The sequence below is a fragment of the Photobacterium sp. genome (genome assembly GCF_057456235.1).
On record NZ_JBVCPH010000003.1, the window covers coordinates 157610 to 169984 of the forward strand.

9 protein-coding genes are annotated in these 12375 nt (G+C 45.1%); 4 read left to right on the plus strand and 5 right to left on the minus strand.

What is annotated here, in order from left to right:
- Window positions 1-173: 173 nt before the first annotated feature.
- The 3 genes from AC2204_RS05130 to AC2204_RS05140 all read right to left on the minus strand — a co-directional run bounded on the left by AC2204_RS05130 (window position 174) and on the right by AC2204_RS05140 (window position 4457).
- Window positions 174-1271: an anhydro-N-acetylmuramic acid kinase gene (locus AC2204_RS05130; protein WP_318924412.1), complete on the minus strand. Its 1098-nt coding sequence runs from the start codon at window positions 1269-1271 to the stop codon at window positions 174-176.
- A 128-nt stretch (window positions 1272-1399) separates the two neighbouring features.
- Complete coding sequence (malZ, locus tag AC2204_RS05135; protein WP_318924413.1) at window positions 1400-3280, minus strand: maltodextrin glucosidase; 1881 nt, start codon at window positions 3278-3280, stop codon at window positions 1400-1402.
- A 265-nt stretch (window positions 3281-3545) separates the two neighbouring features.
- Window positions 3546-4457, minus strand: a complete 912-nt coding sequence (locus AC2204_RS05140; protein WP_318924414.1) for a LysR family transcriptional regulator — start codon at window positions 4455-4457, stop codon at window positions 3546-3548.
- Between the two features lie 228 nt (window positions 4458-4685).
- Between AC2204_RS05140 and AC2204_RS05145 the strand changes: the two genes are divergently transcribed.
- The 4 genes from AC2204_RS05145 to AC2204_RS05160 all read left to right on the plus strand — a co-directional run bounded on the left by AC2204_RS05145 (window position 4686) and on the right by AC2204_RS05160 (window position 9914).
- The gene (locus AC2204_RS05145; RefSeq protein WP_318924415.1) at window positions 4686-5900 is read left to right on the plus strand and encodes a glycine C-acetyltransferase; all 1215 of its coding nucleotides are present in this window, start codon (window positions 4686-4688) and stop codon (window positions 5898-5900) included.
- A complete protein-coding gene (tdh, locus tag AC2204_RS05150) occupies window positions 5900-6931 on the plus strand; it encodes an L-threonine 3-dehydrogenase (protein ID WP_318924416.1) in 1032 nt (343 codons plus the stop codon). Before AC2204_RS05145 ends, tdh begins: the two co-directional genes overlap by 1 nt.
- Window positions 6932-7699: 768 nt before the next feature.
- Window positions 7700-9295 carry an ABC-F family ATPase gene (locus AC2204_RS05155; protein WP_318924417.1) on the plus strand — a complete coding sequence of 532 codons (1596 nt, stop codon included), beginning with the start codon at window positions 7700-7702 and terminating at the stop codon, window positions 9293-9295.
- Between the two features lie 163 nt (window positions 9296-9458).
- Complete coding sequence (locus AC2204_RS05160; protein ID WP_107282706.1) at window positions 9459-9914, plus strand: YaiI/YqxD family protein; 456 nt, start codon at window positions 9459-9461, stop codon at window positions 9912-9914.
- A gap of 128 nt (window positions 9915-10042) precedes the next feature.
- Here the strand turns inward: AC2204_RS05160 and AC2204_RS05165 are convergent, their stop codons facing one another.
- On the minus strand, window positions 10043-10726 hold the full coding sequence (locus AC2204_RS05165) for a pseudouridine synthase (RefSeq protein WP_318924418.1): 684 nt from the start codon (window positions 10724-10726) through the stop codon (window positions 10043-10045).
- A gap of 278 nt (window positions 10727-11004) precedes the next feature.
- Complete coding sequence (locus AC2204_RS05170) at window positions 11005-12201, minus strand: alpha/beta hydrolase family protein (protein WP_318924419.1); 1197 nt, start codon at window positions 12199-12201, stop codon at window positions 11005-11007.
- Between the last annotated feature and the right edge of the window lie 174 nt (window positions 12202-12375).

Genomic DNA, 12375 nt, shown 5'->3' on the forward strand with positions numbered 1-12375 from the left:
AGAAAACTTAATTTTTAATGATTCTTAATGTTTTTTAACTGATGAGTCATTTTCACTGTAATCATCATACGGTTGCAGTTTAAAAAACAGATCTGGATACAGAAAAAGAAGCCCAATCCATGTTTACGGTTTGGGCAAGGTGATTGGATATGAGGATCGAGGTATCTGATCGATTATGCCGGGTAAATCGCTCCCAGAGTGGTTAGCTTACTGGCACCTGTAACTTCTGGTAGATTTCCGGGTTGGTTATGTAGTGTTCGACAGGCGAGCCAGGCAAAAGCCATGGCTTCCATGTTATCGATATCAACGCCCCGATCTGCCGTTGTCAGTACATCCCAATAGGGTAATAATTCATTCAATCGCTGCATCAATTGTGGGTTGTGAGCCCCGCCGCCACAGACCAACAGCTCTCCCGGGCTCTGTTTTCTTACATCGTTGGCAATGGTTACGGCAGTAAATTCCGCTAATGTGGCCTGTACATCCTCAGGGAGAAGAATAAAGTCGGCGAGATGCCGCTCTAACCATAGCAAGTTGAAGAGCTCTCTCCCTGTACTTTTTGGAGGGGCCAGCTGAAAATACCGGTCATTAAGCAGCTGTTCCAGCAGGGGCTGATTCACTGCACCGGTCTTTGCCCATTGTGCATTTTCATCATAGGGCAAATCTTTATGCTTATTGATCCATGCATCCATTAACATATTGCCGGGCCCGGTATCAAAACCTGTAACGGGGGGGTCTGGTGCCAAAACGGTGATATTGGCAATGCCACCAATATTGAGAATAACTCGGGTAAGGGCGGGATCATGAAAGAGTTGTTGATGAAATGCGGGAACGAGTGGTGCTCCTTGACCGCCCAACGCCATATCTTTACGCCGAAAATCGGCAACCGTCGTGATGTTGGTTTTGGCAGCAATGATGTTGGCATCACCTAGCTGCATGGTAAAGGCGTACTGAGTCTCGGGCGAGTGGAATACCGTTTGTCCGTGACAACCAATGGCTTTGACTGATTTGGCTGAGGTGGCTGTTTTTGTCAGTAACGCTAATACAGCATCGGCGAATAAGTGACCTAAACGATGGTCAAGTTCACCAATAGTTTGAAGATTCGTTGGCTGGCCCAAACAAATATCAAGCAGGGCCTGTTTCAGGCTGGCATCCATAGGAAACGAATGCTCACCGAGCAAACGAATATCAGTGCCGTCAATTTCAACTAAAACTGTATCGACACCATCCATGCTGGTACCAGACATAATGCCTATATAACGTTCAAGACCCATAACTTCCTCAGTCATAACAAGGGAGTAGAAACTCCCTATAAATACCAACCAATGTAAACGGAAGGGATCAAGATGGAAAGGCTAATCAGTCAATGGCTGACGTTAATTTCAGCCATTGTGATTGTAAGTCAATAATCAGAAGTGCAAGAACCCCAGGAACTCGACAGCAACAAACCTTCTTTACCTGCCAGTGTGATGGCCAGTGAACCGTCTTTTACCTGCCACTCATCATCTGTCAGGCAGTCTTTCAGTGAGCCGGATTCAATACCGAGCTGCCACACCGGTAAGTGCAGGGTTTTGGCATTGTCACTGTTGTTGATCAGACAAATCATATTTTCGTCGTTGAATGTTCGAGCAAACGCAAAGTGCTGATTCTCTGCCAACAACCATTGCACGCTGCCTTGCTGTAACGCATAAGAGGATCTGCGCAGACCGATTAACTGTTGAAGGTAGGCAAAGGTCGAATGAGGCTTTGTCGTACGCTCCCACGGGAAACATCGGCGGTTGTCGGGATCCTGACCGCCTTGCAAACCAACCTCCGTGCCGTAATACAGGCAGGGTGTACCAACATAAGCAAACAACATTAGCAGTGCAAGGTGCATGGTTTCATGATCGTCACCAAGCATCGTCAGGAAACGCATAGTGTCATGGCTGTCGAGCTGATTCAGTTGCGCAAGCTGGTTTAACCAGGGCAGTTTAGTACGTGCCTCGTTTAACCAATCCATCAGTTCAGGGGCATCTATCTGGCAAGGGTGATAGGCAATATCTTGCTTGGCGAAGAAAGCGCGAACCGGGTGGGCAAAACCGTAGTAGTTCATGGCACCATCTTCTTGATCCCCTTGCAGCCAGTTTGACGCCTCAAAGAAGTGCTCGCCCAGTACGTAACATTCAGGGTTTACCGATTTGGCGGCCTCGCGGAATGCTTTCACATAATGGGCGTTATTCGCCGCACCGGCCCCTTCACCTAGCATGTGAATAACATCAAACCGCCAGCCATCGATATTGTAAGGTGGGCTCAGCCAATGTTTGATAACGGCATCTTTTCCGGCGTAAATATAATTCTGAACATCCGGATTTGAAAAATTGAGTTTAGGCAGTGTCGATATGCCATTCCAGCCGACATATTGATTCGAATCGCCGCTGAACTGGTAATGATGACGAAAAACTGAATCCGGATGATTATAGGCTCCAGATCCCTGCGCTTGAGTGTTGTGCTGGTACATATCAAACCACGGATGATTGACCGAGGTATGGTTATAAACGGCATCCAGCACGATTTTCATTTTACGGTTATGAAGGTCGTTAACCATCTCCGAAAATTGTTCGTTAGTGCCCAAATGCGGGTCAATATTGCGATAATCGGTTGTATCGTATTTATGGTTGCTCGGCGCGGTAAATATCGGATTCAAATACAGGGCAGTGACGCCGAGATCCTGGAGGTAATCAATGTTGTTCTGGATCCCTTGTAGATCGCCGCCATAAAACTCAGTCGGGCCATCAGCATTGTGATCGGATACCGGATCGCCCCAATTTTTTGCGATGGTCGGGCGCTTATCTCCCAGTAAACAGTATTCATCCGATTTAACGCTGATCTCAGGTTCACCGTTGGCAAAACGGTCTGGAAAGATCTGATAGAAAACTTGCTGTTTTACCCATGCTGGTGGTTGTTCTTCACGGTTGTATTTGAAATGGCTTTCTCTGCCAGGAATTCGAGGAGAAGACCCACAGCCGTGGAGCCACCATTGCCGACTGTTTTGCATTACTTTGAAGCAGTAGTGAGTCGTGGCTCTGTCTTGATTTAATGGTATATCACCATGCCAGTATTGAAGGCGGCCTTTGACTTCTCCACGCTCCATGTCGATCAACTGCTCTTCATTATCAGGCTCGCAGCGAATAAAGATCGCAGAAATCAAGGTGCCGGCTTCACTGACTAACGTTAATTTCAGGCTTTGTGAAGTAGGAGCAAGCCAGTGGTTATCCTGGCCGTGGTAAAGAAAGGGCGTTTTCATTGTTATTATCTCTGCCTGTTTCAGCTATTGGATGATCAATTGATTCCTCTATAACTTAGCAACTTTTGAAGACAAGAAACTCACCCTCGATCAAAAAAAGAAAGGAGTAGGGTGGCAGGCGTAGGGACGTCAGCCTGTTTGAAAGTGAGAGTGTGCCAACTGACTGCTAAAGACGGCATCGACTCGGACACAATCACACCTTGAGCGGATTTGAGCTCATGTATCCCCAAACCACTACCACGGGTGGATGATGCTTTACCCGCGGTTACTGAGAAAGATGCTCAGAGATATAATCGATAAATGCACGCAGCCTGGCTGGCATGTACTTAGTCTGGGCAAATTGAAGGGCGATATCGCCTTGATAATTGCCTTTGATCGTCCAGTCTTTCAGTACTTCTTTGACCGTGCCTTTTTCCAGTGCCTCTTTGATCACAAAATCAGGAAAAATACCAATGCCTAAACCGTCTTTAACGCCTTTCAAACGCATCTGGGAGTGGTTCACCGCATAGCGTCCCGTGACACTCACCGTATGGAATTGATCGTCTTTGACTAAGTCCCAAATATGGTCGGTGGCGGTTTCTCCCAGGTAGATACAATCGTGATCAAGCAGATCGGTTGGCACTTGCGGCTCGCCTCGTTGAGCAAGGTAATCGGGGCTTGCACACAAGGCTAGATTGACTTTACCTATCTTCTTATTCACCAAGGCTTCTGAAGGGCGTTCTGTTAAACGAAAGACAACATCAATACCTTCAGAAAGGATATCAATCTCACCATCTGAGGCTTTTAGCTTTAGCTGAATATAGGGGTATTGGTTCAGGAAAGGTGTCACTAAGGGTTGTAAGACTATACTCAGAAAGGCTTTCGGCGCGGCGACGGTAAGCATGCCAGACGGAATGGTATGCTCGAAATTTGCAATTTCAACGGCCTGCTTAGCAGCATTGGTCATGACTTTGCACTGTTCGTATATTTTAGTGCCCGACTCACTGATCATTAACTTACGGGTAGTGCGTTCAATTAACTTGACCGAAAGAGACTGCTCGAGGCGTGAAATCTGTTTACTAATCGCAGATGGCGTGACACCAAGCTTCTTTGCGGCAGCGGTATAACTGCCTTCATCGACAACAATGATAAAGACCGCAAGGTCAGGCATTAATGCAATAAGTCTGTTAGTGTCCACGGATTTGTGCCTCAGATTCAATAATCATTTTCCACGTGAGGGGATAATAGTTGTAATGCCCTTGAATTAGAATGTTTAAAGTTAAACGAAGCGTTAATTGCACGATTTATTAGCTAATCATCATATTGATGAGCGTTAAGCACCTTTGTTAGCGTGGTCTATCATTCGTTAACAGAGCAACTCGCTGGATAGCTATTTCCCAAAAATATAATAAATGTGAGGAACACTATGTCTGCTGCATTCTACGACCAAATCAACCAGCAAATTGAAGACGTAAAAGCTGAGGGTTTATACAAGTCTGAGCGTATCATTACGTCAGCGCAAAAAGCGGCTGTTTCTATCCTTAACAAAGATGGTGTTGATACTGGTGAAGAAGTTCTGAACTTCTGCGCGAACAACTACCTTGGTTTAGCCAATCACCCTGAACTGATCAAAGCGGCAAAAGCGGGTATGGATGAACATGGCTTCGGCATGGCATCGGTGCGTTTCATCTGTGGTACTCAGGATTCTCACAAAGAACTAGAACGAAAACTGTCAACCTTTCTGGGTACTGAAGACACGATCCTGTACACCTCTTGTTTTGATGCTAATACCGGCCTGTTCGAAACAATCTTAGGCCCTGAAGACGCTATTATCTCTGACGCCTTAAACCATGCTTCTATCATCGATGGTGTTCGCCTTTGTAAAGCCAAGCGTTTCCGTTATGCCAACAACAATATGGCAGAGCTTGAAGCGCAACTGATTGCAACTAAAGAAGCGGGCGTTCGCCATACACTGATTGTTACCGACGGTGTCTTCTCGATGGACGGCGTTGTCGCTAACCTTCCGGCAATTTGTGATCTTGCAGATAAGTACGGTGCGCTGGTGATGATCGATGATTCACACGCAGTCGGCTTTATGGGCGAAAATGGCCGAGGTACACACGAGCACCATAATGTAATGGATCGCATCGACATCATTACAGGCACATTGGGCAAAGCGATGGGCGGTGCTTCGGGCGGTTATACGTCTGGCAAGAAAGAAGTGATTGATTGGTTACGTCAGCGCTCGCGTCCGTACTTGTTCTCGAATTCAGTGGCTCCTGCGATTGTTTCTGCATCAATTCGTGTTATCGATCTGCTTGCTGAAAGTGGTGACCTGCGTAAGCGTCTATGGGAAAACTCAGCGCACTTCCGTACCCGTATGACGGAGGCCGGCTTCACACTGTCTGGTGCAGATCATGCAATCATTCCAATTATGTTGGGTGATGCGAAAGTCGCTGCAGAATTTGCAGAACGTGCCCTGGCGAAAGGTATCTACGTTGTCGGTTTCTCTTTCCCTGTCGTACCAAAAGGTCAGGCGCGTATTCGTACTCAAATGTCTGCTGCTCATTCACCTGAGCAACTAGATCGCGCAATAGACGTGTTTATCGAAGTGGGCAAAGAGATGGGGATTATCAAATAATGAAAATTAAAGCGCTATCAAAACTAAAGCCAGAACAAGGCATCTGGATGACTGAAGTAGACAAGCCTGAAATGGGCCATAATGATCTACTTATCCGCATCAAGAAAACAGCGATTTGCGGTACTGATGTCCATATCTACAACTGGGATGAATGGTCACAAAAAACCATACCGGTACCGATGGTTGTCGGTCATGAGTATGTCGGTGAAGTGGTCGGCATCGGCCAGGAAGTCCGCGGTTTTGCTATCGGTGACCGCGTATCTGGCGAAGGCCATATTACATGCGGCCATTGCCGTAACTGTCGCGGTGGTCGTACACACCTGTGCCGTAATACGACAGGTGTGGGTGTTAACCGTGAAGGTGCATTTGCTGAATATCTGGTTATTCCGGCATTTAATGCGTTTAAGATCCCGGACAGCATTTCTGACGATCTGGCATCTATCTTTGACCCGTTTGGTAACGCTGTTCATACGGCGCTGTCGTTCGATCTAGTGGGCGAAGACGTGCTCATTACCGGTGCTGGCCCAATTGGTATCATGGCAGCAGCTGTCGCTAAGCACGTTGGTGCCCGCCACATTGTTATCACGGATGTGAACGAGTACCGTCTGGATCTCGCTCGTAAAATGGGTGTGACTCGTGCGGTTAACGTCGCGGAAGAGAAGCTTGAAGATGTGATGGCTGAACTGGGAATGACCGAAGGTTTCGATGTGGGGCTAGAAATGTCTGGCGTACCATCGGCATTCAACAGCATGTTAACAAACATGAACCACGGCGGTAAAATTGCACTGCTGGGCATTCCACCATCAGACATGGCGGTAGACTGGAATCAGGTGATATTTAAAGGTTTGATTATCAAAGGCATTTATGGTCGTGAGATGTTTGAAACCTGGTATAAAATGGCAAGCTTGATTCAGTCTGGTCTGGATTTAACACCAATTATCACGCATCACTACAAGATTGATGATTTCCAGCAGGGCTTTGACATCATGCGTTCTGGCATGTCTGGCAAAGTTATTCTTGATTGGGAATAAGTCGTAGTCATCGACAGAATAATTAAAAACTGGCGAGCCTTTGGCTCGCTTTTTCTTTATCTGAACAGACTTGTTCTTGTCAAAAGAAAAGCTAATCCATTCACTTGATGTATTGCCGTGGAGCTCTTACTCATCAAGACATATGGCTCCATCTCGATGAAGCCTTATGTCTCGGTGAGTGCGGTGAGAAAGAATTTCAGCCGAACAATTCATACACTTATATTTAAGGTATTCTTTTCGAAACGCTTTCTCTATCAAATTTCTGTGTATTTGATTAAATACAACATCTTCATTACAAGACGGGCACTTTTCATAGATTTGCATACAAGCCTACCAGATCACGAATAAAAAGAGATTCATCCAGAAAGAATACAAAACAAGCCAATATGCATCCATGAGCGCATCGTGTGTGTATGGGTATTCTGCAGTATGAGTAGCAAAAATTCAGATCATGTCGACAGCGGGCAAACATGCTAATCAGGTATGAACCGAAAAGACTAATGCAGATATCTACGTCACCACTGAAATTTGTCATTTATCACCACAGCCAAATAACAGCTAGTTCTTCCTACATCGAATACTTTCCACCTCATAGTGCGGCATGTAGTAAGCCATTGTTTGATTTACAAAGACCGATAAACAGTCATTATTCATAGTGATGTGGCTCACGAAAGCTGATATACTTTCTCGCAATTAAAATTGAAGAAGCTGGCGAATGATGTCGGCTTTTTTAATGCTTGACACATAAACAATTTATGGAACAGTACCTTGATTTCTACAGCTAACATTACAATGCAGTTTGGCGATAAGCCATTGTTTGAAAATATTTCAGTTAAATTCGGCGGCGGTAACCGTTACGGTCTAATCGGTGCGAATGGCTGTGGTAAGTCAACATTCATGAAAATCCTTGGCGGCGAATTAGAGCAGTCAGGCGGTACTGTTTCATTAGATCCAAATGAGCGTATGGCTAAACTGGGCCAGGACCAGTTCGCATACGAAGAGTTCTCTGTTGTTGATACCGTTATCATGGGTCACAAAGAGCTGTGGGCTGTTAAAGAAGAACGTGACCGCATCTATTCTTTACCTGAAATGTCAGATGAAGATGGCATGCGTGTTGGCGATTTAGAAACAGAATTCGCAGAAATGGACGGCTACTCTGCAGAAGCGCGTGCAGGTGAATTGCTTCTTGGCCTTGGTATTCCTGAAGAGCAGCACTTCGGCCTAATGAGCGAAGTTGCACCGGGTCTTAAAGTACGAGTTCTTCTTGCACAGGTTCTTTTCGCGGACCCAGAAGTTATGCTTCTTGACGAACCGACGAACAACCTGGACATTCACACAATTAGCTGGTTGGAAGAGATCTTGTTGGCACGTAACTGCACAATGATCATTATCTCGCACGACCGTCACTTCTTAAACAGTGTTTGTACTCACATGGCTGATCTGGATTACGGTGAACTTCGCCTGTTCCCTGGTAACTATGATGAATACATGATCGCAGCAGAGCAGTCGCGAGATCAACTACATGCTGATAATGCGAAAAAGAAAGCACAGATGGCTGAACTTCAGACGTTCGTAAGCCGTTTCTCTGCTAACGCATCGAAAGCAAAGCAAGCGACTTCTCGTCAGAAGCAGCTAGACAAGATCCAGCTGAGCGAAGTGAAAGCTTCAAGCCGCCAAACTCCGTTCATTCGTTTTGACCAGGAAAAACCGCTTTTCCGTAATGCACTGGAAGTGGAAGGTCTGAAACAAGGTTACGGCGAGAACATTCTAATCAATGGCGTTAAGCTAATGGTTGAAGTGGGCGAGCGTATCGCAATCATCGGTCAGAATGGTATCGGTAAATCAACGTTCCTTAATACTCTTGCTGGTGCAATGGAACCAATGGAAGGTATGATTAAGTGGTCTGAAAACCACAATATCGGCTTCTATGCTCAGGACCATAGCGCAGACTTCGAACAAGATATGACACTTCTTGACTGGATGGGCCAATGGAAGAAAGAAGGCGACGACGAGCAAGTTGTTCGCGGTATCCTTGGTCGTATGCTGTTCTCACAAAATGACATCAAGAAGTCGGTAAAAGTGATTTCTGGTGGTGAGCAGGGTCGTATGTTGTTTGGTAAGCTAATCATGCAAAAAGCAAACATCCTTCTGATGGATGAGCCAACCAACCACATGGATATGGAATCTATCGAAGCATTGAACCTTGCGCTTGAGAACTTTAAAGGTACATTAATGTTTGTCTCTCATGACCGTCAGTTCGTATCTTCGGTTGCAACCCGTATCCTTGAAATCACCAAAGATGGTATTGAAGATTTCCACGGTACTTACGAAGAGTACCTACGTAAGCAAGGTCTTACTGGCTAATTTATTAGTCCGCTCTATTGGTTTGCACGATTAGTTTTCAAATACGGGCAAACTATAGAAGCTAAAAAAGCCGCCGTTAATTAATGGCGGCTTTTTTGTCTGTTATGCCAATTGGTATAAAATGGTGTTCACTCATGAACAACAAAATAGGAAAGAGTATACGATGCAGATTTGGGTTGATGCCGATGCGTGTCCGAATGTGATTAAAGAGATCTTGTTTCGTGTGGCAAACCGAGTAGGGATCATGGTGACATTAGTTGCAAACCACCATGTGCGAGTGCCGCCTTCACCACATATCCGATCAACACAAGTTCCGGCAGGCTTTGATGTGGCAGATAATCACATTGTGCAACAAGCTGAAAAAGGGGACTTGGTGATCACCGCTGATATTCCCTTAGCCGATGAACTGATCACCAATGGGGTACACGCATTAAACCCTCGCGGTGAAATGTACACCAAAGACACGATTAAGCAGCGTTTACAGATGCGTGATTTTATGGAAACCATGCGAAGCAGCGGAATTCAAACGGGTGGCCCTGCGACGTTGAATCAGGCTGATCGTCAGAATTTTGCCAACAAGCTAGATACGTTTGTTATGAAAAACCATAAAAAGCAGTAAGCGATAAGGTGAATTTAGCTGGAATTTCGAGAGCGCGCTGGAAAAATGTAGGCGAGCGGCATATATGGATTATGAGATAAAATATAAAGGTCAATTGATTAAGTTGATAAAAACGAAATAAGTTGATATTAAAAGGACTTTATTTCATCGGTCGTTAAATAACGCCATTCACCGAGTCCAATATCTAGATTTATGTCGCCGATCTTTTCACGGTGTAATGAGGCAACTCGATTGCCAACTGCTGAAAACATACGTTTAACTTGATGATATTTGCCTTCGGTTATTGTTAAAAGGACTTCTTTGGGGTGAATAACCGTTAATTTCGCCGGTGAGGTCAGTTGCTTTTCACCCTGTAACTGAACACCATTTTGAAATTTAAAAGCAACATCATCCGCGATAGGGTCACGCAAGCCAACACGGTACACTTTTTCACACTTTTTATTCGGTGTGATGATATTGTACGACCAACGGCCATCATCCGTGACCAATACCAAACCGGTGGTATCAGCATCTAAACGACCCGCTATATGCATTTCAGATGCGTTCTCGATATCAATATAGTTGAATAAAGACGGATAAACCTCATCAACGTTTGAGCAAATGGTATCAAGAGGTTTATGCATCATTATGTAACGCGAACTACGCGGTATCAGTTTTTCCCCATGAAGCGTAATGGTATTATTTTCATGAACTTGAGTAGTTCCGCATTCAATCACATTGTCATTTACAACTACATTCCCGGCATTGATTTCTTGCGTTGCTTCAGCTCTGGTTAACTTGGTACTTTTACAAATAAATCGATCAAGGCGCATTACAGACATCATTAGCAATATGAAGAGGAATGTTATTATCCTTGCTCATCAGTAATTATCAATACAAAAAACTAACAGAGAGCTGAGTACTCATTTAGACCTTTGAATTAGCCATAATCATTAGTGGTAATTTGAGGTTTTTACGGCTGACGCTAAAGTGGCGGGGCAGCGATTTCAAAAGAGAACCACTCTTCTATCAATCGCTATCCTTGAACTTGACTCCCAGTGGTGTTCTGAATCGTTAGATAATTAATGGAATTGGTATTATATGTGCTTTTTTAGTACAGCCGTAGCTCAACACCTTCGGGCGCAAGCAGTGGCTGGCCTTCTCTCAGATGCTGATGAAAAAACTGTACAAGCAATGCATTGCTTGCGTTATGCATAACTTCCGAATCAATGCTGCCAAGAATACCTGCGTATTTCAGTGGTGGAATGTGGTTCAGTACACTGAAATTCATGTGACCGGCCCCTGTGAATACCGCCTCACAGCCTCCCCCTGAATTTGCCTTTGCCACCTGCTGATTAGCCCATGAATAATCATTATTAATGCCTTCTAGCTGATTTTCGGTGGAATAGGCAAAGCATACTGGTGCGCTGCTGTTGGGATTGACCGAAAAGGAGAAGTGATTTCCATCTAGGTTGAAACCTGCTTTAACCCGCTCGTCGTTCATTGCTAAGTGTGAAGTTATGGAACCACCGAACGAGTGACCCAGCGCAGCCAGTTGGTCGAGATCAAGGTGCCCTGTTAACAGTGTTTGTTGTTCACCATTGGCGATATCTGGCAGTGCGTCAAGTAACAGTTGATTGTTCTCCAGCCATGGCTGAAAGTTGCTAACAGCCTTGCTCATAATAGACTGTTCATACTGTTGCATTTGTTGCTGCCATTCAGGCAAAGATTGGCTATGACGTAATCGGTTGTAATTTATCGAAATTTTATTAGCCATTTCGATATTGAAATCGTCAGCGCTGATAGCAACACTGCTCTGCTGAGGAACTAAATCACCGTTGATCCGTTTAACAATCAGACTATGACCGGGATGGCCTAATGCCAGTATGATAAAGCCATGACTTGCAAGCTGCTCCATATTGGTCAAGTTCTGTTGAGCAAAGGAGCCATAGCCGTGATTGAAAATCACAACTGGGTGCGTTCCTGCAAGCACTTGAGCATTAATGATAGATTCTGTCGGACGCTCATCCGTCATCAGCTCGCCCGGGAACCCCTGTTGTGCGCCTAATGCTTCGGCTAGGTAGGCTGGCATATAAGGTAATCGTTCACCATCCGCACTTGCGTTAGCCGGATACCAGGCCGTGACATGAACAAACTGATCACCTTCGGTGACTTCAAACTCAGTGATACCAACCTTGTGGGCGCCATCCGGTTTCGGTATTTCCGGAGCCGGTAGTACCAGCACCACTCCTACTAACAGCACCAACAAGCCGATCAGACCAACACCAATTCGAACAAACCACTTCATTGTATATTCCTTATACATCAACTAAATATATGCGCGTGAATGCATTGATTCTGATGTTGATTACTTGCCCAGTGCAAGCCCTTTTTTATAAGTAAATGTAACTGTTAACGAGATCATATTTACTCGTAGTTGATTTTTAACAGACGCACATGGGCAGAATTAAAGGCAGCTTAG

Bases quoted from the DNA above. Each gene is read 5' to 3' on its own strand.
- AC2204_RS05170 (WP_318924419.1), bottom strand. From the start codon at position 12,201: ATGAAGTGGTTTGTTCGAATTGGTGTTGGTCTGATCGGCTTGTTGGTG.
- AC2204_RS05130 (WP_318924412.1), bottom strand. From the start codon at position 1,271: ATGGGTCTTGAACGTTATATAGGCATTATGTCTGGTACCAGCATGGAT.
- AC2204_RS05160 (WP_107282706.1), top strand. From the start codon at position 9,459: ATGCAGATTTGGGTTGATGCCGATGCGTGTCCGAATGTGATTAAAGAG.
- AC2204_RS05145 (WP_318924415.1), top strand. From the start codon at position 4,686: ATGTCTGCTGCATTCTACGACCAAATCAACCAGCAAATTGAAGACGTA.
- malZ (WP_318924413.1), bottom strand. From the start codon at position 3,280: ATGAAAACGCCCTTTCTTTACCACGGCCAGGATAACCACTGGCTTGCT.
- AC2204_RS05165 (WP_318924418.1), bottom strand. From the start codon at position 10,726: ATGCGCCTTGATCGATTTATTTGTAAAAGTACCAAGTTAACCAGAGCT.
- tdh (WP_318924416.1), top strand. From the start codon at position 5,900: ATGAAAATTAAAGCGCTATCAAAACTAAAGCCAGAACAAGGCATCTGG.